Source organism: Clostridium sp. (assembly GCF_022482905.1).
In the GTDB taxonomy this organism is placed as follows: Bacteria; Bacillota; Clostridia; order Clostridiales; family Clostridiaceae; genus Clostridium_B.
Genome location: NZ_JAKVOI010000001.1, coordinates 15929 through 39264, shown reverse-complemented (window position 1 = coordinate 39264; position 23336 = coordinate 15929). Strand labels below are relative to the sequence as shown.

The window sequence follows — 23336 nt, the reverse complement described above, 5'->3', positions numbered from 1 at the left end:
CCCAAAATGCCCTTTAACCTACTATTTTTAATTATAACAGATTATTATAGATAATGTAACAGTTTTTCATAATAAAAGATAAATTTTTAACATGTGGGTGAGATAAATTTATTTCACACCTTTATACTATTTTCTCTTGCATATATATTAATGTAAGATTTTTTTAGAACAATAAGAGTTAAGTGTTTTAAATAAAGAGCTTGAACATAGTTTGTAAAATTATGTTAAGAACAAAAAACTATAAGTCAGAACTGAAATTTTGACGAATTTTTGACGGCAAAACATAACTCCAGCTAAATTCAAGCTGGAGTTTCTACTCATATTATATTATATATATATTCTCTATTTACAAAATCCCTCATTTTATATACAATTTTAATATAAAGGGGGATTTTGTTATGAGGTTAAATTTAAAATACTTAGGTGGAGATTTTAAAGATATACCTATAGATAAGACTATTACTGTTTGCAAGTTTACAAATGGTAAGATAGCCTTTAATGCAGGCGGAACTGATAAAAATGCTAAAGAGTATAAGTACAAGAATACTGCATTTAATAATAACATACTTGAAATTATAACAGAAATTGGGACAGCTAAATTTGAAGCTAGCGAAAAAGAATATAATAAATTTATTAAAATGATGAAACAAAGACCTGAAAGTAAAATAAATCATCCAATTTTAATATTAGCTGCAATAATCGTTGTTGTGGCCATCGGAATACATTTCGGCAATAGTAATTCTAAGCCAGTCAATACCACAAATACCACTAATACAGCTCAAAAAACTTCAAAACCAACAATAAAAGCATCTACAAAAACAACTTTTGCTGACAGTACAGTAAATAATTCTACTGTAAAAGATGCGCTTAAAAAAGTAAAAGGCACAAATGTACTTGATATAAATTCTAAGAAGGAATTTAAAAATATTGATGTAATTGGTACTGGTAATGGCAAAACTGTTACGATTACATTTAAACCACAGGTTGGAGATGAGACTGATCTCGCTAAAATAGCAGCCAGTACAATAGTAGCCTATAGTGAAGTTCTGTCTAAGAATAAAAACATAGATAAATTTATTTTGGAATTTGATGAGGATTTTGAAGATGAGTATGGGAAAACTTCTGAAGGGTTAGCAATCTGGATGGAATATAGTAAAACTACTATGAGCAAAATTGACTATAGCAACTTTAAGGGATCTGTTTATGGTGATTATACACGCCCTTACAGGATTGCAGATGGTTATAAAATTGCCACTGGCATATACAATAAATTAAAAGATTTTAATGATTTACCTGCAAATAAATAAAAAAATAAAGCCCCGGTTTCCCGGGGTATAATTATTTCTGTACTGGCTGTACTACATCTGATACGTCCTTACCATCCACAAAGGCAGGAGCTAATATATTAGAACTCTTAACCTCTGTATTTATTTTTCCTACAATAGCCTCTCTAAAATGGTCTAACTCCTCTTGAGATATCCCAGGAATTTTTTCGCTCAATAATTTATTAAATGCATCTGCTTTTTGCTCCCCAGCATTTGGTATAAATTTAAACTGCTGTTCCACTATATAGAATATATCCTGTGCAAGTTTATAATCCTTATTGTATTGGTCTACTCCTAATTGATTTATTAAAGCCTCTTTTTTCTTTTTTAGATAAGTAACACCTACCGCAATAAAATAAGAGGCTAACGCCCCTGCAATGCTTAAAACACCTTGTGCAATTATACTTGTTATATTTTCCATAATATATTACCTCCATAAATTTTTATTAAAATAATACTTTAGAGCCGCCTTGACCTTTATTATTGTTATAAACTACTACAGGTGCTCCACCCTTTCTAAGAGTAAGATAATTGCCCCTGTCCAGATGTATTCCCATATCACCATCCGTTCTTTTCTCAATGTAGAATGGTGTGTTTGGTATCGGGAATATATTTGCTCCTGTTGGAATACTGGTATCATAGTTTGGTACTGCCTGTGCTGTAGATGTAGTTTGTTCCCCGCTTGATATCGTCTGTCCTGTAATGCCTTTAACTATAGCCGTTGCCAGCTTTTCTGCATTGTATTTATTACAGTCATTTTTATTGTCACAGAAAAATGGCTCAACCAATATTGCTGTCATGGCCGTGTGCCTAAGTACATACAGTCCTGGTTGATTTTTAGCTCCCCTATTGGTTAATCCTAAGCCTGAAGCAATCTCTGCTGATACCTTAGATGCATAAGCCTGTCCTGAAGAACTAGCATACTCTACCTCGCATCCTGTGGCCTTATCTGTCTGGAAAGCATTTACATGAAAACATAAATGTAATTGAGAACCTATTGAATTAGCTTTGTTCACTCTATAGGCGAGGCTTTGCCCAAGTGTAAGTGGCGGACTAGCTGAAGGTGTACAGTTATAGCAGGTATGCCCTAGCTTCTGTAACTTTTGTATTACAAGTGCGCCATATTCCCTGCAGTCATGTTCCTCATTTCGATATCCATTCGCACCCCTATCCTGTCCGGTACCATGCCCGAAATCGTATGTTATTAGCATTTAATTTTCCTCCTTATTTAAATATTTTGTTTTTTATTTCTTTTACATCCTCACCGATATCATCCATAGCTTTAAGCCTATCAGTGAGTTTTGCTATGATGCTCTGGTAATTTGCCTCTCTTTCCCCTGCCTTTTCATCCCTTTCCCTCTGTTCCTTCAACACATAGATAAGTATAAAAATAAACAGCATGGCCCATATACCCTGCTGTACTGCCATTTTAAATATTTCATTTTCCATCTCTAGCCTCCTTAAAAAGGCAAAATAAAAAAGCTATCTCTAGCTCCTATTTTGCCCTGTGTTCTATTTACCTTTAAATAAATTCTTATAATTTTCTAGTAATCTTTCCGGCTTTTCCTCTCCAAATATTCTATACCGCAGATAGTCGTCCACATATATACAAAACGGCACCAACATAAACCACAGTACTGCATACGGCAGGCATATCTGTCCATATAAATTACCCGTCATATTGCTGTAGTCCCATATTTGTAGACCAAGCCACACATTTAGGATCATGCCACTTGTAAATTCCAATACGAGGACTATGCCAGTTCCTATAGAACATTGTTCCCACATCTTTCTGTTGTAGAATTTGGGATGCTCGTTCAACCTCCCCACCAGAAAAGCAGCAATACCGCCTACTACAAGCATACTTATGTGTGTCCATCCGCGCCATATGCCCTCCAATACCATATATATAGTTCCCATTGCAACTATTAGAATCAAGTCCTTTTTTAAGTTGGAACAACTGTATCCCATGTTACTTTTTGTACCTCCTCTACAGTTTCTAAGGTATCCACATAAGCCTGCAATTGCTTGTTTTTAATCAGCTGTTGTTCCTTAAACAACTTGAAATCCCTTGCGAGTGCCAAAGTTTCCTCTGGTGTCCACTCCACGAATTCTTCTCCACGTGCATGGTAGTAGAACTTGTCATCTTGGCATCCCGGAGTTCCTGCAAGTTTAGACATAGCACTTAAAGCGTTGCCTGTTATGTTTGCCTGGTCCTCTTGCGTACTATCGTAGACTTTGTCTACGTTTTGATACGCTGTGCTGTGGAATCCTCCAACAATAGCGCTCTGGCAATCTTGGCTAAGCTCATTTATTTTAACCTGTTTAACATGTTCCAAACTCGCTTCTGGTGTTGTAAAAGTAAAAACTATAGCCGCTTTATCTATTGGGATTTTAGTTATATCTACATAATAGCCTGTACACGTACTAAATTTATCCGATAAGTCTCCATATTCCAATTGTATTACTCCAACAGTATCTGCATTCCTTTCAGACAACACTGTATAAGATTCAAAATCTTGATCAACTGTAGTTTCTTTTAAAGCTCCATCAGAACCCTGCATTTCTCCAGTATCCAATAAAACATTTCCCGTTGCTTTATCATAGTATATTCTTCTTCCTATTTGTTTCATTTATAAAACCTCCTTATTCTATTGCTATCCAATTATACACCCAGCTAGATCCTATCGCTGGAATTGTAAATCCGCCACTTGTCAAACCAGCAGGGCTTACATCTCCTTTATAATTAGCAACCATTTTATCATGGCTACTACTGCCAATGTATTGGATAACCTTAGCAGTCTTTGAATAATAGCCATCATAAATATTGCTATATACTGCTACATAATAAGAAGCTACATGACTCACAGCTAAAACAAGAGAAGGCTCAAATGTTATAGGTAGTTTTAAAGGATAAGCTGAACCGGTATCAGAACCATCAGCATATTCAAAACTGGTTTGACTGCCAGCTGAGGTTGTCCCACTGGCCCACTTCTTACCTGTGTTAATTGCGCTTATTCCTGCCACCAAGTCCGCAAAATCTTTACTGGCTGGTGTTGTACCCTTGTCAACAATGGCGGAATAAACGCTATTTTTCCCATTATTGACATTTTGAAAAAGCACTTTTATCATATTCGTAAGGGATTTACCTTTAACACTAGCATCCAAAGCAGAATCATTTATATTACCAACAAGACCATCTGTATAACTTTTGGAATTTGTTAGAACTGTATCTGCATAACTTTTTGCGCTACTTAAAGCCGCATTCGCCTTCGCTTGGCTTCCGGCAGTAGTTTCAAAACCAGAAGTATCTATAGGATCTGACGACATTTTTGCATTTCCGGATGCTGTACCTATATAAAATTCTTTTGTATCTGTGCAAAATGCTGGTTCACCAATAGCAAGTGTTGGTAAATTCGCTTTTAGCCCACGCCTTAACTGTATTTTATTAGCCATATTATCCCTCCTTAGAATGTTCCTCCGTCTATCGTTGAACTGCCCGTTAAATACCCTTGTGCTTTCACAAAAGCTGTAGTTGCAACTTGAGTATTATTTGTACTCGTTGTTGCAGTAGGTGCTGTAGGCGTTCCTGTAAAAGCAGGACTTGTAAACATTGTTGCCTTACTTTCATTTGCTACGTTGCCAAGCCCTACATCTGACTTAGATATCGTCACCGCCCCAGTTTTACCATTAACATTTTGTACTGGACTTGCAGGGTTAATCACTACTTTGTTAGTACCATTACCGATAATTAATTTTCCCGTGTCTAAAACAAAAGCAGGCTCTCCCGCCTGCAATTCAAGGCTATCTAGATTTTCATTTTTGCCTCTCCTTAATAATAGCGTCTGCATATTTAACCTCCTCCTCTAAAATGTTCCACCATCTTTTTCAAATTCTATATAATCATCAAAGAAACTACCGCCATCCACTGGAATATATCCCAATAAGTTCATAACGGTATCTAATCTTTCACCAAGATTGTGGTAAGTGACGTTATTTACATGATCAGTCCTTGCATACACTGTTTCAGCAGACGAAGGATTTTCGCTAACGGCATTTTCAATTTCCTGGGTAAAAGTATTCTCAAGGTTAGTCTGGCGTACTTCCAGTTTTCCCTGCCTATCTTCAAGATTATCCTGTCTTCCAGTTATATTTTCTTCATATGCCTGCTGCTTATCTTCCATATTATCTTCAAAATCATTTTCTTTTTTTGATAGAGAAGTTTCATAATCATCCTGTCGTTTAGTTATTTCATCCTTAAAATCCTGCTGGTCTTTATCTATTGTCTCTTCAAATTGATTTACGTCTCCAGCAATTTTTTCTATGCCATGTGCGAGAGATTCTCTCACTTCTTTTCCATATACAGCATGTCTTATCTGCGCGGTTTCCTGGCTAACATCAACCGACATTATGCTCCACCTCCTGCATGGCTTGCCACATAATCTTCTACCCATGCTCTAGTTGCAATAGGTTCAAGATTTATAGCTCCACCTGTCTCAGTTATATAGCTTGCAACACCTCCACTGTCGTTAAACACATATAGTCCAGGCCCGAATAAGCTTGGCATATCACCATATACTCCAGTCTTTACCTTATCCGCGCTATTATGCACCTGGACCACTCCATAGTCACCGTTTTTCACTATGCCAAGGTCAACCCTCTTTTTAGATACATCATCATTATAGAGATTCAATGTACCACCTGCATTATCCGCACTTCCACTTTCAGATCCGGCAGATAAATTTATATTCCCATCCTTGTCGAAAATCTTGAATAAGCCTCCATTATCGTTTGTTGTATTTATAATCACAACTTTCCCGTCCTTGGTCAGCTGCTGTATGCCATCCATAGTCAAGGTACTGTTTTCTATATCCACAAAAAACATCTTTAAATTTCCAACTATATCCTCTATAGAAATACCCTCCGTAGCGTTCAGAGTGGTTACAAACTTCCCGTCACCACTTACAACTCTAATTCCAAAACTGTCTCCTACCTGAACACCATTATGAACAGACTCATTATTCACTGCCGTATTTTGCATATTTGAAATAATATCTTGTATAGATGTTGGTGTATTGGAAATTGTAAGTTTTGGATTATATATTTGTGTTAAATCAGCATCTACTTCAACCAATGTAAATATAGAGTCTATTCCCATTACAGGATTAACAATATGGATGTTCAACCCCTTCTTAAATACATCAGCAGGAACACCAGTAAGAAAACTCAAATCATCTGCATCAATTTCAAGCGTCAATTTTGGTTGTGTGTAACTACTTATATCAGCTATAGCCTTATTTTTCAACTCTGTAGCATCCGTTATATCACTGTATTCAACTGGTTTTTCTATAACTCCATACAAGCTTTTAGCGCTTAAATCATCTATATAATCAAGCCCACTGTTCACACTAGAAATATCAAGGTTATTAGCTCCTAAAGGAATAATTCGTGTACCAATATCAGTGGTATCTATAGTTTTTACAAGGCTTTTCATATTCATACCAAGGCGGACATCAATAATCCTATCACTTAATTCTTTCAGGCAATCCAAGTATAATTTTCCGTTTGTTTCCCTAACTTGCAGGTGGCATTTAATATCTCCTAGCATATTCACTATTGCGCTTAAAGTCGTTTCATACTGGCACGTATAGGCTATACTTCCAGATACATTTACAGTGCCGAGATATATTTTTTTATCATCTTCAACAATATTATTATGTCTATTAAGTAAATCCTGTAAGGCACTACTAACATCAGAAGTCAAATAAGTTTGTGTTCTCGCCGTACTATCTAAAAGATAAGCCATAGCACTTTCGCATTCAGCATCTTTATAAAATCCATTAGAATCCATATTTTCAGGGGCTTTTAAAATTCTGCCTGTAAATCTAATACTATTATCCCTAGTGTCTATTATTTTCACTTTGGTTTTAAATTCTTTAAGTGAATTATATCCTGCATTACCAATATCAATAGAAAAAGAGAAGGTATCTATATCATTATCCTTCTCTGTTAAATCCATTTTAAAAAGGTGCGGTGCTTCTTTATCCGGAACAGGATAATGTATAACCGTTTCTTGTCCACCATTGTAAACACAAATTTTATACATTACAATCTCTCCCATCTAAATAGAATTTTTACCGTTCCATTACCGTTAAATATCAATTCATTTTTACCGTTCTTAAGTTTCAAGTCCCACAATTTGTTATCACCTACGTTTAGATTATAGGTTTTACCTTCGTAAGTTACAGTCATTGCGGCGGTGCAGTTTATTACAGGTTTTATCAACCTGCCGTTGTCGTACATAATTACAGTGGTTTCACTGTCTATGGCAAATTGATTCGTATATTGCGTGTAATCTGCTAAAAAATTAAAGGTGTCCCAAATATCGTCACCCATAAAAGAGGTGGATATTTTAAAAGGCTCTGCCACGAAAGTAACTTCCAAATCTCCGTTGTCTATAAACTCATCAAGCTTCGGAGCTTCATCTACTCTTGCAAGAAAATAAAAATCGGGCATAAAGTCAAACATTAACTTACTTTGGCCACAATCCATAAGCCATTCCAACGCTTGACTGTAAACAGTATATAACTCTTCTCGCGTATAACAAAGCAATGCAAGTTTTACTGTAATGGTCCTGGCATCAAAGACCTCTTCTCCGCCAGAACCTATGGTGCTAAAATCATATTTGCTATGCATATATGGTACAGATTCCAAAACCTTAACTTTAGGAGGAGGTTCTATTGATTTTTCTTCAACCCACAGTCCGAAATCATTCAAACTATGCTTGCCATTAAAAGTTATTCCATTGTACGGTATCATTTACGACCCCTCCTTAATCTCGTGGTTTTAATTTGTATATCTCCTTGCAACTTATTTATATCGTCAATCGTTGCTTTTGCCACAGCTTCACTATTTATTACAAAATATATATTCGCTGGTTTATTACTATTGCCACTTTCAGAATCAGTTTTATCTTTCTTGGTTTCAGTTTTTATAGCAGGAATTGAATTAAAGCTCATATTTCCAAGGCTTCTAACTGTATCAATGGCAGTTTTTATATTTCCTATAAGTTTCATGCTGTCTGCATTATTAAGGACTGTTTCTCCGCCACTAAACCATTTAAGAGCTTTACCAAGAACTATTTCAATTCCATTTTCTGCGACCGGATGAGCACCCTCACTCGCATTGTCTGTACCAGTTGCATAGCCAACGTAGGAGCCACCATTTGCCATGCTTACTATGCCTGGTACATTCATAACACTGCCATAACGGGACACCATATATCTTATTGCGGCTACAGCATTTGCTATAGGATTCCATATGTTGCCTAATCCTTTTATAGCAAATCTATTAAAAGTTTCATCTATGGTCTGCATTAGTCCTTTGCTTGGGTGCCCTGCCGCCGCATTAGAATCCCATAAATTTATAGCATTAGGATTGCCACCGCTTTCGTGCATTGCTATTTGCTCGAGCGCTGGAAGCGCTGCCATACTTTGCCCTGTTATCGCAAGAGCTGTAGCAAGCCAGCTTTGCAAGCTTCCACCTACGCCACTGGCACTCCCTATCATGCTCGCAATTTTGTTCTGAAAAAAGTTTTTAACATCCATAGAAGAAAATCCATTTATAAGTCCCTGTATCGCATAAGAGCCTATTTTAAATAATCTTCTGGAAGGACTGTGTATGTCAAAGCCATCTTTGTTGGTAAAAGCATCTATTACTTTTTGCGTAAGTTCTTTTGCTATAGAAACAGCGTTAGCTTCACTGGATTTCATCCCACTTGCTATGGAATCGCCTATGGATTTACCTATAGAAACACAACTGCTTGCAAAAGTTTTTAATATACTTCCAACTTTATTTACTAAATTAGTAGCGGCACTCGTAACGCTATTAGCTGTATTGGTTATTCCTGTAGCTATAGATGTATCCGCGCCTTGTCCATATTTAATAGAGCCCTTAGCGAAAGTATCTAAATTGTTACCCACTTTAGTAGTTACAGTATTTGCAGCATTAATCACTTCGCCGGATTTATTTGTTATGCCACTGCCAAGGTTTGTATCTGTGTCCTGTCCATGTCCAATACAAGCCTGCACAAATGTTTTCACTCCTGTGGTTATTGTAGTTATTAAGGTATTTAGTGGATTAATAGTTGCATTTGCATTATCTGTTATTCCATTTCCTAAATTAGTGTCGCTATTCTGGCCGTTTTGGGTAAAGGAGCTAACAAGATTATCAATTGTGGTGGACACTGTAGTCACGAGATTATTAACTGGCTTTGTCACCTGGTCTGTACTATCAGAAATACCTTCACCCAGAGATTTATTTAAATTCTGTCCATAATCTTTATTAGAATTATTACTGTTTCCTAAAGACATAGAACCTGTAAGGCCTTGCATTGCCTTTGTAATAATATCCTTATTTTTTATTATGCCATTAGCTAAACCTTGCAGAAAATCAGGCATCCACGTTTCGTAATCTCTAAGTGGCCCTTCATCTGGTCGGCTGAAATGTAGAAAACTTTTTATCTTATCACCTATCGCCTTAGCCGCATCTCCTACACCGCCAATCATTCCTTTTATGCCATCAATTAGACCTTGTATTAAATCTTTGCCCCAATTGATAGCATCTTTAGCCATATCTCCGAATAAACCTTTTATATCTTTCCAAAGATTGCTAAATGTGGATTTCATATCAGTCCAAGCTTTGCCCCAGTTTCCTGTAAGAATATCAAGACCGACTTTAATTATTCCAGAAATAAGATCCCATGCAGTTTTAACAACATCTCTCATTAAGTCCCATGCGGTTTTAAGAGTATCTTTTAGCAAGTTCCAAGCAGGGCCCCAAATTCCTTTTATAAGTCCTATACCACCTGAAATAGCAGTATACATTGCCGCCATTGCAGGAGCCAATAAAACTTTCATGACGTCCCATACTTCCACGAAAACCTGCTTTATCTGTGGCCAAACTTCATTCCAAAAACTCTGTATTTCTTTTACTGCATTAGTTATTGTTGGTCCTATATAATTCCACGCGGCCGTTAAATTAGCTTGTATGTCGGTCCAAACCTGTGTAAAAAATTCCTTGAACTGCGTAAATATTTGAGTTGTATCTCCACCAAATATTTTTTGCGCAAAAGCTTTTATTTTATCCCAATTGGCAATTATAGCTCCAACACCTGCAACTATAGCCAAAATTAATACCGCCCAAGGGTTTGTAAATAACCCTAATGCCGCTCTTGCGCCTGTCATGATCCCCTGAATACTAAACATAGATCTAATTCCCGTAATTACTTTAGGACCTAAGCTGATAATTGTAGATGCAAAACCAGTTAGAACAGTTCTAAACCCCGTAAATATACCTGGAACCTTACCAAATATTCCGGTAAATAATGTAGGTATATTTTTAAATGGTGTGATTATTTTCTCTGCGATTCCTGCAAAAGAAAAATTTCTAATTAAATTAGGTAGAGCCTTAAAGCTGTTACCAAGCAATAGCCATGGTCCAGTAATAAACCTAGATATTGCAGCTCCCGCTATACTTAATCCATTCACCAATCCTGTAAATACTGCTGTAGGGGCTACTTTGGGAACTTTAGTAAATATTCCAGAAAGTTTTTCTCCTATTTTTGCCCTATCTAAAAACTCATTCAATTTATTTACATTGTCATAAGTATGACCGAAAATTGATAGCAACGGACCAGTCGCGGCGGTTATGCCTGCAAAAGTCAAAATTACTTTTTTCGTGCCATCATCTAAATTACTAAAAGCTTTTATCATATCTGTCAAACTTTTTATAAATGGCGTCAATACTGGTAAAACGTCCTGTCCAAAAGCAATGCCCAAAGCGTGTACACTCTCTTTTAATTCCTTAAATTGGTTCTCCGGAGTATCTTTCATGGCATCAGACAATTTCTGTACTTCACCCGTTGCATTTTCTGCGCCTTTGGATAATTCTCCGAGGTGATCTCCGCCTTTGTTTAAAAGCACATTCCAACTGGACAAAGATTCCTTTCCAAATAAGGTAGCAATGGCAGCTTGTTTCTGTTGATCGGTCCATCCTTTAGTCCCTTTTTCTATATCATTTAGGATTGTAGGGAGATCTTTCATTTGACCCTTAACGTTAAATACTTCAAGATGCATTTTCTGCATGGCAGCAGACATTTGATCTGTCGGGTTTACTAAATTTACAAGCCCAGCTTTCAAAGAATTTGCGGCAGTACTTGCATCTATACCATTTGATTGCAATATACCAATTGCAGATGCGGCTTGTGTCATAGGAATTTTTAATGCCGTAAAAGTTGAGCCCATAATACTAGAAGCTTCACTTAAACTACTCATACTACCTTTGGTGTGGTTACTTACGTAGGCAAAAGCATCTGTTAACTTAGACATATTTTTTACTGTTTGCGCTGCATTATTTGTTTTTAACCCAAAAGCTTCAAGGCTGGAACCAAGTCCGTCAACTGTAGTAGATAAATCTTCATTGGCACCTCTTGCGGCATAAAGCGAATTATGCATTATCTTCATAGCTTCATCAGCACTATAGCCATCTTTTACAAGAGTCAATAGCCCTTCATTTATATCATCTGTAGACTGTCCAAAATCTTCACTCCAAGCAATAGAACTTTTTGACATCTGTGACATAAGGCTATTTACTTGTGCTATAGGAACACCACTTGCGACAATTTCCTTTCTTATATCCGCCATCTGGTGCTCAAAACTTGTAGCCGATTTTGCCGCCAATCCTAACGCTCCAAGTATAGGAGTTGTAAATTTCATTGTCATAGTGGATCCCACGGATGCTGCACTTTCTGCAATCTTTTTAAAATTTATAGAGTTGGTAGCTTTTTGAAGCCTGCCACTTTCGTCCTCAAGTTCTTTATATTTAAGTTTTAAATCTATAACTCGATTTTCAGCTTCTTTATACTCAGTAGAACCTTTTCCAAATTCATCAGCAACGCCTTTCAAGGCTTTTTGGCTTTTTTCAATTTCTTCGGACAATGCTTGCATCTTGCCCTTATAAGTTTCGAGAGCCTTGGCGCTTACTTCACTGCTACTGGCCGTCTTTTTATTTTCTGCCATCCATAGTTGAAATTTCTTATCTATGTTATCTATAGCAGTACCGATTTCACCGCCAATTTTTACCGCAGTACTTCCCATTTTATCGAACACAGAATCAAAACTATTTCCTGTCTGCTTTGCAGTATTATCTATATCCTTAAGTTTGCCTTTAGTGTCGTTGTCTTTTAAGAGGATAGAACCTACTAAACTAAATATTTGCATTTTCTATCCCCCTTTGTCTCTGATCCGCAGCTTTTATTTCTTCAGCCATGGCAATTATCTGTTCCTTTGTCTGTTTTGGTTTCCCTGATTTATTTTCATCAGTCATTCCTTCTTTAAATTTCTCAAAACTAATAAAAGTATCTTTATCCATATAAGGATACTTTGCAAGCCACATTTGCCATAACTGTTTGTCTATTTGTTTTTCATAAGCCTTCTTAATTAATTCAAGCCCGTAAACAACATCCAGTTCCATTACAGAAGAATTATATCTGTTTAATAAAATATCCAAGCAGTCAACTTCATTTACTTGACTGCTGAAGATAAAAAATCTCCAAACCCATCCTCGTTAAATAATTCCTCAACCATTTGCATAGTGTCTTGTGGTGGTTGATCTTCAATTTCTTTTGGCTTTTTATCCGCCAAATCTCCTAAGAATTTATATATTTCCTGATCTGCGTTTCCTATGCTTTCTATAAAAGTAAACATAATATCGACTTTTAAATCCCGCTGCATAGCCTTTTTTTCTTCCTCTGTTTTCCCTGTTACGTCTTTTACAAGCTTTTTAAGTTCAGGTTTTATATTCATTTTTTTAATTATTCTTGTAAAGCTAAACAAATCCTTGGTCTTCAAACCTCTTGTCAATAATTTTTCTTTTTCCTCTGCCATTTAAAATCCCTCCATTAACTATTTACCACATTTATAGAACTAAAAGTTTCAAGTGCCGTTCCTACTGCGGATTTTACCTGTTCATTTTCTTCCGTAGGTTTCGTGTAAGCTACAGTTACTGCCTGCCCTGCTGTGGGCGCTGTAGTTAAAGTAAGTTCTATTGTTTTTGCGTCCTCTCCTCTTACGACAGAACTAATTACATCTGCTTCACCTGCCACTGTTGCCACAAAACCGCTCAAAGGAACTGTTTCAGCTACGTCGGAAGTAAATGACAGAATTACCTTACCGTCTTGTACAACTGCACTTGCAAGTCCAAATACGTCCGTTACTTTAGGAAAATGCACTTCGTATGGCAAATCATCAGGGCGATAAGGATCGACGTGTCCAGTAAATGTAACCGGAAGAGTATTGTCTTTATCGTCTTCGGTCTTTAAATCCAGTCCGTCCGTGTTCAAAGCGTTCTTAAGGATTATCACCACGGGAGTACTACTGCCACTTAGTCTTGCTACAAGAGCTACATTATTTATATAATCATCTATGGAAATCGTGGCCTTTCCTGTTATAACGTAATAATCATCGTTACTGCTTTCATCTACTTTTCCCAGTAAAGCCATTACAAGGATATCTTTCGTAACTTCAAGCATATTTGTCTTTAGCGTTACTTCAACTTCCGTTATAAGCTCCATACCTTTTGCATAACTACTTTTTAATCCATCTATTTTAGGCTGTCTTAATTTCGGAGCTATTTTAAACTCGTTACCTCCGCTAGTTGCCCCAAGTAATTCCTCGTCAGGCAATCCATAATTTTTATACACTGCACCTGCATCTAAAAGTAGATGGTTCGGAGTACTTGGAGTAAAACCCGTTATTGCTGTACCATTCATTTATAATCATCCCTTTTCATATAATTTCACTAAAAATCGAAGCTCCCGGCGCTGTATATTTATATCACTGTCCGGGAGCTTCAGACGATATGGATTATCCTTAAATATTTGGATAAGCATATCACCAGTATTTATTATTTTTTTATTTAAGGCCTTTACTAAGTTGTCTGTAATAGCTTCAATTTCTGCGACCTGTCCACTCTTATTACTCCAAATATCAATTTGAAGCTGGTTTAAGTCACTGTATTCATTATTTGCAGTTATATTAGGGAAAGTTAAATTCTGCATACGGATATTTCTTTGTCATTTCTGTTGGGTAATGCTCCGCATAGCTTGTCACTATAGGACTTATAATCTCAAATATCCTATCATACAGATTTAACATATTATTTACCTCCCATATTTACGCTTATTTTTTGTCCTGCTATTTCTTCAATTTTACTTAAGTTGTCCATAACGGCAGGTTCCAAAAATGGTTGCGCTGCCATTTTAGAAGTTCCTTTTTCAACCCATTCGGCATAAGGCTCACCCTTTTTATTCACAACCGCATTAGTGGCACCAATATCAACGCCGTTATTATCGTCGTGAACCTGGAACGTTATATTTCCTTTAAGTCTTCCAGGGTCTATGTCACCATCTTCCTTTTTTCCTACTGGTGCTCTTAATTGCACCTCGGCAACTCCAAAAGTGCCAATTGTAGTAAGTGCATCTTTCTTCCCTTTTTCTAATGCGTCCAGGACATCATTCAGATTGCTCTTGTAACTCAAGACATGCCACCTCCATATATTCATCATCCCAAGGTATCGCCTTAACTTCATATACCTCAGTTTCGCCACGTTTATTCACATACTTTAAAATGATACCAATTTTAATTAAAGGCTCGTAATAATCTACAAAAATTCGCTTATTGACTTCAATATTATAACCATATTCCTTTAGTAAAAGCTCTTGTGAATAAGGCTGTATATCGCAGTCAATATCCTTTATATGCTGATCTTCTCCGGGTACCCAAGAACCGTGGCTATCCTGATGTCCTTCAGTTTTTACATATATACCTACTGTAAAATTCTGTAGCATTATCCCATCATCCTCACATACGGGGCAGGTAAGAGGCTTATTACTTCTTTACTAAGTCCAGTTTCGTAAGTGCCACTTCTCGCCCCCTGCTGGAACTGTTTTATATTTTCATTTCCTTTACGGGTAAGACATTCAATAACATAACAAACCACCGCATCCGGATAAGCTTCTTGAATATCTGTGGAATCATCATTCAAGTTTAGATATTCTTTTATAAGAGTTTCAGCCCTTCGGATATAAATATTTATAAGGTTGTCTTTGCTATTATCAGATATATTTCTTATAGTTTTTATATCATCCAATACGGTCATAAAATCACCTACTTTTTACCCTGTTTTGCCTTATCGTCTGCAGGTGGTGCAGTATTTGCAGGTTCTTCAGGCGGCTTTTCTTCTTTTGGTTTAAGAGTTATATCCTTAAATCCCTGCGCTATAAGCCTCTGCTTTTGTGCCTCAGTTTCAACTATCCTTATAACATTCAAATTCTGCAATTTAAAAGACATTATGCAAGCGCCTCCTTAACATTCACAAACAGTGCATCAAACTTATTGTCAGGGATCCATAAATCGTGGTACTTACGATAATCCATCAAGTAACCATCATGGCTCTGTACTTGTTCGGGAGCAAATATTTTCATGTTATCTGTTTTTGAAACTGCTATAGGCACATTCTGAGCACATATAATCCAGTTAATACTTTTTGCAGATGCATCCGGAGTAAATCCGCCAGCCTCTTGTCCTGTAGTTTTACCATCATTAAACACGTATGCTGTTTTTAATCTTGCACTTGGTACTGGAACAATAGGGCAGTCATCTATAATGGAAACCTTAGTGTTATATTGTCCAGAAGTAAATGTATCTACTTCTAACTTTCTTGTAATTTCCTTACTCATATCCAAAGTATTTTTAACAGTTCTGCTCATTGTAATTACTAACGGTACATCTCCGATAATGTCCTGCACTGCCGCAATATCTGTTTTTAATTTAGTCAGCACGTCGTCAACTACAGGAGTATATCCTCCACTTGCTTTTCCTTTAGAAATTGCCAGAGCTGCTATTTTAGAATACCTATAGACATCTATTTCGGGAATAACCTTTAGCCTCTGGAACTCACTCATTACAGTTGAAGCATTCACTACAAAATTACTTTCGTTAATATCCATAGAATCAAGCAAAAATTGTTTACCTCTATCCATAGTCATGGCCATAGTTTCATAATCAAGACCAACGGCGCCTCTGGTATAACCATCTTCCCTAGAATAATCAGCAAGGCCATCAACGGTTATTTTTGGTATTTTTATTTCTTTTCCACCGTTATAAATAACCTGTCCTGCGTTTCTTTCCATCCATCCGCTTGTTGCCTGCTGAGCTATCTGTGCATCAAGTGCCTGCATGAATAAAGTTGCATAATTAATTGCATTTTCCATATTTCATCATCCTTCCTATTCTTTAATTCCAAATATAGAATTTATTTGTCCCTTAACGGAATCTTCGGTTGGTTTAGCACCACCCTGACCGCCTGGTTTATAGGTACCATCTTTTAATATTTCCGTTTTTATAGCTTCATCATGGCTATTAAAAACCTTCTCCAAAGTCTCAAGATTTTTGTTTGTAGTATCCTCGTCAGCCCCAACAATAAAACTGACCAAATCGGCAGGCAATTTCTTTTCTGTCATTATTTTCAAAGCCTTATTGGTCAGGTCTTTTTTAAGAGACTCTTTTTGCATATCTTCAAATTGCTTTTTTAATTTTGCAATTTCAGTATCCTTCGGATCGGCTTCGGGGTGCTGTTTCTTATATTCTTCATCAACTAGTTTTTGTAAATTGTTAGTTTTAAAAGTATCAATACCCTTCTGAAGATGCTTATCCTTCTCAGAATCAATAAAGGACTTAAAGTTTGGATCACTCTCAATTTTTTCTTTAAAAGTATCCAAGGTTAAACCACTATTTACAAGTGCCTTACCCAAATCACTTTTAGATATTGTTTCATCTATGTTATCATCATCTTTCAAAGTCTCAAGTAATTTTGCTAATTCCTTTTTTAACATATTTTTTACGCCTCCTATGCCCTCTTAACCCAATATAGGACTAAGAACACAATTATTTTTATAAAAATAAAGAACTTTTTAAAACTTTATTCGACTATTACCCAATCTTCTGCAAGCATATCAGCCTGTGACGCAAGCCACCCCATCTGTATCCCTGATGTTCCAACAAAAGCAATTGCCTTGTTTCCTATAGCCTCATGGTTACAATTCACTACATTCCCCTTTGTGTTCAAATAACTTATTGCATTCGCAAGTTCAATATATTGTTCTTTACCATTCCAACCTTTACGAGCAACTTTATATCCTTTTTTTACTGCCTCAATCGCTTTCCCGAAATCCATTTTTCCCACCTCCATAAATTTTTATAAAATAAAAAAGCCTTATTTCTAAGACTTTAATTTTAGACATAATAAAAGCCTTATACTATTTATTTAAGTACAAGGCTTCTATTTATCATCTGATTTTGAGTCTTCCTCATAAACCTCTTTGATTTTTTTCTTATCTCTTTTTATGTTTTCTTCTTTTGTCATAAAATAGTCTGGTTTATTATCAACTAGATCAAATCCCATTTTCTCTCTATTTTTCATTTGGTTCTATCCTCCTATATATCCAATTATATTTATGAGCCAATCGTTCCATAACTTCATTTGAATGTTCGTACCACGCTTCATCCGGTGTCATTTCGTCAGTTAATACTTTAGCCCTATAATCATCAAACAATTCATTTTTTATCTCATTAAAATCCTCTGTAATTTGAGAAAGGTTATCAGGAATTATGCCATCGCCTATTTTGCAAATATATTTGGTCCCATTTTGGCCTTCAACGGTTATTCCATTTATAGAATTGAAATTAACCATAACCTTTAGATCTGCATCTGAAAAAGAAGAACTCCCCGGGTGATTATGCACCAACATCACACTATTAGCCTCGCTATTATTTAAGAAGTTAATAAGCTCACTAGTAAATACAACAGAATTACCATTACCAGTTAATTCCTGCCTTTTTAAACCATCTTTAATACTCATGGCCACAAGTTTTTCTTTATGATTTGTTCTGCTATATTCATTTAACTCAGCATGAATGGCTTTTAGACTTTTAACTGCTTTTTCATTTAAATCTAATGCGCCAAATGTTTCTGTATTATTTATTATATCATTATTTTTAGAATTTGCGTCACTGCTTTTAGAAATTCCCACTTTTTCTTTCAGCCACTGCTCGTAATCCATATAATCAATTATTTCTTTAGTCTCATTATCTTTTCTTTTAGTCGGTTTCCAACCTTCAAACGGTACATTTATAAGTACACATCTACAACGTGGGTGAGTGTCCATTACTGGTTCGGGGTGGCTTTCATTTATTCTCCATACCTTGCCATCAAGGCTGGCATCATAGGGCGCCGTTCTATGATCTAAAGTTGCAGACCACATTACTTCCTTGCAACCACTATCTATGCCGATTTGCTCCTGCGCTTTTACTGCCACCCTTGCCGTTTCTGTAGCCACAAGCCGATTGCTGTCATATGCACTTACATTAAAAGTATGCTGCACATCCTTTGCTATTTTATCTATGGCAATATTACCCTTATAGGCTTCAACTAAAGATTTTTTTAACTTATCAATCATATCTGCTTTATTATTCCAAATTCTATCACTAAAAGTTAAACTTTTAAATTTTGCATTTACAGCAGAATCAATAAATTCCTGTTTCAGCATCTTGAATTTTATATTTACATCCATGCCTTTGTCGAGCACATAAGCATTTTTATAATAGGTATCCTTATAAGTTTCACTTAAAATACTTTTTATTTTACTGACTTCTTTCTGCCCTAAGCTTTTCCCTATGGATTTCAACTTAGAATCCAATGCAGACGTTATAGAGACTCTTTGAGCTTTATTTAATTTTAATAGACCATCTATACTATATTTTATATACATCATGCCTATGAAGCTGTGTAGTTCATTAAGCTTGTCTTTCTGGTCAGAGTACATATCTTTCATCTGTTCGTCTGCATATTTTTCAGAATCAAGCCTTATCTGCTCTATTGCCCTCCTGTACTGCGGATCCACCTTCGCCATCACCTTCACCACCATTCAAAAGACTCTGACCTATAGAATCAGCCTTGCTTTCTTTTTCAATTTCCTTCATTTCATTGTCGGGATTATCAATGAAACTTAATTGTGCGAGCCCCGTTCTAGTAGATAATTTCCCGTTTAACTGGCTTATAATTTGGCTTATCATCAAATCATCTGTAGGAATGTTAGGCACAATTTTAATGTCTATATCCTTCCAGTCATAATCCTTGTTTTGCCTAATTTTTAGGTATATGAAAAGAAACTTTAATCGTACCTTTATGGCATCCACAAGAGCTTGTATGTTGTTCGTGCATTTTTCTTCAAGCCCTATGAGCCTGTTTCTTAAAGCTAGAGAACTTGTATTGGATACTAATTTTTCATTGTTATTTATGTGTGAAGCTAGCTGGTACATCTTATCCTCAAGGGTATTCAATGTATTCTGGACAAAATCATCATTAATTTCTTTAATCAACCATTTTGCATCTGCTTTGTCGCCTGTAAGGCTCATAACTCCAAGCCTTTTCATCTTGTCTAAGTCAGTTTCTCCATTCTCGTCTTTAGTTTCATCATCTAACTTGCAATTTTGGAAAATTAAATATGCATTCCTAAAATCACTTATTTCGTTCACCATATCAGACAAATTTGTTTCAAATCCATCCTGCAAGCCCTTCAATATGGAAAATAAGCTTTCATCTATAGTGCCAATTTTCACAACAGATACTGGCACCTTTCCAAATACATTGCTATCCGCCTTAACTCCTGTAGTAGGTTTGAATACATCACCTATAACGGTGTAATGGCTAATATCACCATTAGTATACACATCAGCATAGAGAGTACGCATATCGTCAAACTTTTTGGTCCAGAATCGTATAAAAAGTTGCGTATTCCCAAAATCATCCTGAAGAATATAGCTATCTAAAGGCGTACAAATCAAGCTATTAAATAGACCATCAGAATCAATATAGTAAAGCTCGTAAGCTTCATTAAAAATAAGGCTCTGCTTACACAGTTCCTTATTGTGTTTTTCTCTCCAGTGCCTAAAATTCAATCTCAAGTCCTCGATTACATTTTGGTTATTGGAGTGACTCGAATAAGTTATTTTATTACCACAGCAGTAACTCGCCTCTTCATTTATAAACTTCTGTATAAAATTACAGCGCACCTTCGTATTGGCACGCTTTGTAATCATCTTATAGTTTTCCATGGCTTCAGTATGACCATCATAATATTTTTGCATTAACATATATCCCGGAAGCTTCATATCAAAATCCTGCTTACATTTTTTTAAAAGCTCCAAATCTGCTGGCACAATATCACCTCCTACAATCCTAATTTTCTTCTATCAAAGAGCTGCACATTGTGGATAACTTCTATATTTTCAATTCTGTTTGCGAACTCTGCTGTTATATCTGGAGCATCATCATGGATGCTAAATTTCTGCCCGGCGAATTCCATAATTTGTTTTATAAAATCCTGGTCCTCTTCAGCGAAAATAATCTGACCTTTATTCATATAAGGAATAATCGTGCTGATTTTATCATCCTTATTTTTGCGCTGCATTTCATTTATAATTTCTATATTCCTTACCCGTAGCACATCATCAGCATTAATTTTATTCTCTAATAAATTAGCATCTGCACCATTGAATGTATTTTTCTCAATATAGACGTGGGTAGCGTCCGGATATTCCTTTAGTAACTCCACTGCATGGCCTATATACTTATCAAAATCAGTTCTGGCATTGATTTTCGCTAATTCTGCTTTACGGGCGTATTTTAGATTATTCTCAGCTTCGGAACCCACCAGATAAGCTGAATAATCAGATTTTCCATTGTCGGTACTGGCAGGATCCATGCACAGCATTGTCTTCATAAAGGAATGTGTTTCAATTTCCTCCCGGGGCTGTGTTGCAACAGTTTTAAACCACTTTTCGCCTATAGAATCAACATCCCCTTGAACTTCCTGTTTAAAGCTGGCCGGATTTTCATAGTAACTCATGGCCATATCTAAACAGTCCCAAAATTCAGCCCATAACATAGGGAACTGCATTTCTTTTTCATGGCTATAATAAAATTCTTTTGCATCCTCTAAGTGAGTTTCATTCTTAAAATCAAAAAGGATGTTTTTAAATTGCTCCCACAGACCGGTATTAAAATATGTGTCTATATCATCAACCAAAACACCCTTCTCATTTTTAAATTTCCATGTTGGCTGCTTCATAAGCCTGCTATAAAAGCACTCTTTATGCTGTAGAGTTCCCAATGCTATCAAAGTTGTACCTTTTTTCACTGTTTTGCCATTACGGGTAACTGGCTTCTGAACTGCGTATTTAACATCATCAGAGAACCTTTTCCACTTCTTTTCCCTTGCATCATCAGTCCTAACGTCTGGCTCTGATTGATAGTCGTCTAAAATTATTAAATCAGGTCTATTATTACCATATTTTCTACCTCTCATTGGAGAACTAGAAGAAATAGCTTCAATGAATGTTTTGTTTGTAAATTCTAATTGAGTTGAATTACAAATATATCTCTTATCCTTGTCATTCAGTAGCACTCCAAAAGCTTGTTTAATGTAATTATTCTCAAGGAAGGTATTCTTGATATCCTTGATAAATTTCTCTGCTGTAGATCCTATATCAGAACAAATCAAGGTGTATTTCTTGATTCCATATGCATGACACCAGCAAGTCGGGGCAAAATTTCCAAAGGCAGATTTACCAGTGCCACGTGGAAGAATCCATCCTCTTTGATTTTCACCATTACCGATAATACTGTCTTGTATATTACTCCAAATATCTCTATGAACATTAGCTATAGGCGCCGCAGTGTTATTTTCCTTCGGAAGAAATGTATCCTGGAGAAAATACATACAGAAGAATTCAAGGTTCATGCGTCCCAACTGCCAACTCAACCCGTGGTAGCCGAATAGGTTTGAACTGTGCTGTAGGATCATATTTTCTGCGGTGGATTCGTCAAAACCTACTTGTTGAAGGTACTTGTATAGTAAAAACTTATTTTGTTCGTCTTCATTTTGAAACATTAAGAATCACCCTTTTTACCACCGTGGAACCAATATCCAACAGAATCAGCTAATATTATTAAAATAATAAAAGCCATCCATGGATGTGCCATACACCAACTATACATTTAAATCACCTCACAATTTTAGGTATGAAAAAAGAGCCCTAATTAAGAGTTCTTAAATATTATTCCTTCTTATTTTTTAAATGTTCTACAATTTTCATGATAGCATTTACGCTTCCTATTATAAGTACAGCTATACCAGCTGCTATAAATATGTTCTCTGTTGAAAAAAATATATTCACTGGTTTATGATTTTTTGAAATCATAAATACATTTTGTATAAGAAACATAAGCACAGTTACAATAATAGGTACCATTGTAAAAATTAACATTTCATCATAACGAGCTATTTTATCTCGCTCTCTTATAAGCATGTCAATATTTTGATTTTCCGCTATCTGTTCGTTTTCCTCTGGTACATATTCTTTAAATGTATCTTCTGTAAAATCTATTAAATCAAATTTATCCTGGTCTTTTAAAAATCTAGTCTCTGAAATATCTAAAATAATATTTTCTTTAATCTGATCTAATGTAAATAAAGAATCTAATTCTATATTATCATATCGTTCTTTAATAGCATTTCTGATATTTAATATAACTTCTTTCCTTAATTTAATTTTTTGAATAAAAAATGGTCTAACAGCATCTACTAATTGTTTATTAGCAACTTTTACACTCCTAATTACGCTTTCACTTTTTCTTCTCTTACGGAGAACACCAACTGAATATGTTATTAAAGTTACCATCAAAGGAGTTACTATTGGTTTTATCCATTCCAAAAAAAATCTGCTCTCAACAAAAGCTGTTAAATAATCCATAATAGCATACCTCCCCCTGTCATATTATATCATTTTATGACAAAGTTTTCCACATGGCTTTTTAAAATATCACAGAAAT

The 23336-nt window shown here is 35.8% G+C and carries 28 protein-coding genes; 1 reads left to right on the top strand and 27 read right to left on the bottom strand.

Annotation, left to right across the window (positions count from 1 at the left end; genetic code table 11):
* Positions 1 to 398: 398 nt before the first annotated feature.
* On the top strand, positions 399 to 1307 hold the full coding sequence (locus LKE46_RS00290) for a hypothetical protein (RefSeq protein ID WP_291717351.1): 909 nt from the start codon (positions 399 to 401) through the stop codon (positions 1305 to 1307).
* Between the two features lie 31 nt (positions 1308 to 1338).
* Here LKE46_RS00290 and LKE46_RS00285 read toward each other — a convergent pair whose 3' ends face one another.
* The 27 genes from LKE46_RS00285 to LKE46_RS00155 form a co-directional block, all read right to left on the bottom strand.
* Positions 1339 to 1746 carry a hypothetical protein gene (locus LKE46_RS00285; protein WP_291717350.1) on the bottom strand — a complete coding sequence of 136 codons (408 nt, stop codon included), beginning with the start codon at positions 1744 to 1746 and terminating at the stop codon, positions 1339 to 1341.
* Between the two features lie 25 nt (positions 1747 to 1771).
* Complete coding sequence (locus LKE46_RS00280; RefSeq protein WP_291717348.1) at positions 1772 to 2536, bottom strand: N-acetylmuramoyl-L-alanine amidase; 765 nt, start codon at positions 2534 to 2536, stop codon at positions 1772 to 1774.
* Between the two features lie 13 nt (positions 2537 to 2549).
* Positions 2550 to 2774: a BhlA/UviB family holin-like peptide gene (locus LKE46_RS00275; RefSeq protein WP_291717345.1), complete on the bottom strand. Its 225-nt coding sequence runs from the start codon at positions 2772 to 2774 to the stop codon at positions 2550 to 2552.
* A 63-nt stretch (positions 2775 to 2837) separates the two neighbouring features.
* A complete protein-coding gene (locus LKE46_RS00270; protein ID WP_291717343.1) occupies positions 2838 to 3296 on the bottom strand; it encodes a putative ABC transporter permease in 459 nt (152 codons plus the stop codon).
* Positions 3272 to 3958 (bottom strand): hypothetical protein, encoded by a 687-nt coding sequence (locus LKE46_RS00265; protein WP_291717341.1) that lies wholly within the window; start codon positions 3956 to 3958, stop codon positions 3272 to 3274. Before LKE46_RS00265 ends, LKE46_RS00270 begins: the two co-directional genes overlap by 25 nt.
* Positions 3959 to 3971: 13 nt before the next feature.
* Entirely contained in the window at positions 3972 to 4781 is an 810-nt protein-coding gene (locus tag LKE46_RS00260; protein WP_291717339.1) for a hypothetical protein, read from the bottom strand.
* An 11-nt stretch (positions 4782 to 4792) separates the two neighbouring features.
* Positions 4793 to 5176 carry a hypothetical protein gene (locus LKE46_RS00255; RefSeq protein ID WP_291717337.1) on the bottom strand — a complete coding sequence of 128 codons (384 nt, stop codon included), beginning with the start codon at positions 5174 to 5176 and terminating at the stop codon, positions 4793 to 4795.
* 15 nt (positions 5177 to 5191) lie between these two features.
* Positions 5192 to 5734, bottom strand: a complete 543-nt coding sequence (locus LKE46_RS00250) for a hypothetical protein (RefSeq protein WP_291717335.1) — start codon at positions 5732 to 5734, stop codon at positions 5192 to 5194.
* The gene (locus LKE46_RS00245; RefSeq protein ID WP_291717333.1) at positions 5734 to 7431 is read right to left on the bottom strand and encodes a phage tail spike protein; all 1698 of its coding nucleotides are present in this window, start codon (positions 7429 to 7431) and stop codon (positions 5734 to 5736) included. Before LKE46_RS00245 ends, LKE46_RS00250 begins: the two co-directional genes overlap by 1 nt.
* Positions 7431 to 8144, bottom strand: a complete 714-nt coding sequence (locus tag LKE46_RS00240) for a distal tail protein Dit (RefSeq protein WP_291717330.1) — start codon at positions 8142 to 8144, stop codon at positions 7431 to 7433. The genes LKE46_RS00245 and LKE46_RS00240 overlap by 1 nt, the downstream gene beginning before the upstream one ends.
* The gene (locus tag LKE46_RS00235; RefSeq protein ID WP_291717328.1) at positions 8141 to 12604 is read right to left on the bottom strand and encodes a phage tail tape measure protein; all 4464 of its coding nucleotides are present in this window, start codon (positions 12602 to 12604) and stop codon (positions 8141 to 8143) included. The genes LKE46_RS00240 and LKE46_RS00235 overlap by 4 nt, the downstream gene beginning before the upstream one ends.
* Positions 12591 to 12893 (bottom strand): hypothetical protein, encoded by a 303-nt coding sequence (locus LKE46_RS00230; protein ID WP_291717326.1) that lies wholly within the window; start codon positions 12891 to 12893, stop codon positions 12591 to 12593. Before LKE46_RS00230 ends, LKE46_RS00235 begins: the two co-directional genes overlap by 14 nt.
* 14 nt (positions 12894 to 12907) lie before the next feature.
* Positions 12908 to 13270, bottom strand: coding sequence for a hypothetical protein (locus tag LKE46_RS00225; RefSeq protein WP_291717324.1), 363 nt, complete (start codon positions 13268 to 13270; stop codon positions 12908 to 12910).
* Positions 13271 to 13284: 14 nt separating this feature from the next.
* Entirely contained in the window at positions 13285 to 14154 is an 870-nt protein-coding gene (locus tag LKE46_RS00220; protein ID WP_291717322.1) for a SwmB domain-containing protein, read from the bottom strand.
* Between the two features lie 6 nt (positions 14155 to 14160).
* Positions 14161 to 14442, bottom strand: a complete 282-nt coding sequence (locus LKE46_RS00215) for a hypothetical protein (RefSeq protein ID WP_291717319.1) — start codon at positions 14440 to 14442, stop codon at positions 14161 to 14163.
* Positions 14443 to 14540: 98 nt separating this feature from the next.
* On the bottom strand, positions 14541 to 14921 hold the full coding sequence (locus LKE46_RS00210) for an HK97-gp10 family putative phage morphogenesis protein (RefSeq protein WP_291717317.1): 381 nt from the start codon (positions 14919 to 14921) through the stop codon (positions 14541 to 14543).
* The gene (locus LKE46_RS00205) at positions 14896 to 15231 is read right to left on the bottom strand and encodes a hypothetical protein (RefSeq protein WP_291717315.1); all 336 of its coding nucleotides are present in this window, start codon (positions 15229 to 15231) and stop codon (positions 14896 to 14898) included. The genes LKE46_RS00210 and LKE46_RS00205 overlap by 26 nt, the downstream gene beginning before the upstream one ends.
* Entirely contained in the window at positions 15231 to 15542 is a 312-nt protein-coding gene (locus tag LKE46_RS00200; protein WP_291717313.1) for a phage head-tail connector protein, read from the bottom strand. Before LKE46_RS00200 ends, LKE46_RS00205 begins: the two co-directional genes overlap by 1 nt.
* 8 nt (positions 15543 to 15550) lie before the next feature.
* Positions 15551 to 15733 carry a hypothetical protein gene (locus LKE46_RS00195; protein WP_291717311.1) on the bottom strand — a complete coding sequence of 61 codons (183 nt, stop codon included), beginning with the start codon at positions 15731 to 15733 and terminating at the stop codon, positions 15551 to 15553.
* Positions 15733 to 16656, bottom strand: a complete 924-nt coding sequence (locus LKE46_RS00190; RefSeq protein ID WP_291717309.1) for a hypothetical protein — start codon at positions 16654 to 16656, stop codon at positions 15733 to 15735. The genes LKE46_RS00195 and LKE46_RS00190 overlap by 1 nt, the downstream gene beginning before the upstream one ends.
* A gap of 15 nt (positions 16657 to 16671) precedes the next feature.
* Entirely contained in the window at positions 16672 to 17277 is a 606-nt protein-coding gene (locus LKE46_RS00185; protein WP_291717307.1) for a DUF4355 domain-containing protein, read from the bottom strand.
* Between the two features lie 86 nt (positions 17278 to 17363).
* Positions 17364 to 17618 (bottom strand): DUF2829 domain-containing protein, encoded by a 255-nt coding sequence (locus LKE46_RS00180; protein ID WP_291717305.1) that lies wholly within the window; start codon positions 17616 to 17618, stop codon positions 17364 to 17366.
* A gap of 105 nt (positions 17619 to 17723) precedes the next feature.
* Positions 17724 to 17864 (bottom strand): hypothetical protein, encoded by a 141-nt coding sequence (locus LKE46_RS00175; RefSeq protein ID WP_291717303.1) that lies wholly within the window; start codon positions 17862 to 17864, stop codon positions 17724 to 17726.
* Positions 17854 to 19353: a minor capsid protein gene (locus LKE46_RS00170; RefSeq protein ID WP_291717301.1), complete on the bottom strand. Its 1500-nt coding sequence runs from the start codon at positions 19351 to 19353 to the stop codon at positions 17854 to 17856. The genes LKE46_RS00175 and LKE46_RS00170 overlap by 11 nt, the downstream gene beginning before the upstream one ends.
* On the bottom strand, positions 19301 to 20662 hold the full coding sequence (locus tag LKE46_RS00165; RefSeq protein WP_366847163.1) for a phage portal protein: 1362 nt from the start codon (positions 20660 to 20662) through the stop codon (positions 19301 to 19303). The genes LKE46_RS00170 and LKE46_RS00165 overlap by 53 nt, the downstream gene beginning before the upstream one ends.
* Before the next feature lie 11 nt (positions 20663 to 20673).
* Positions 20674 to 22395, bottom strand: a complete 1722-nt coding sequence (locus LKE46_RS00160) for a hypothetical protein (RefSeq protein WP_291717299.1) — start codon at positions 22393 to 22395, stop codon at positions 20674 to 20676.
* Positions 22396 to 22561: 166 nt separating this feature from the next.
* Positions 22562 to 23257 carry a hypothetical protein gene (locus LKE46_RS00155; RefSeq protein ID WP_291717297.1) on the bottom strand — a complete coding sequence of 232 codons (696 nt, stop codon included), beginning with the start codon at positions 23255 to 23257 and terminating at the stop codon, positions 22562 to 22564.
* Positions 23258 to 23336: the final 79 nt, after the last annotated feature.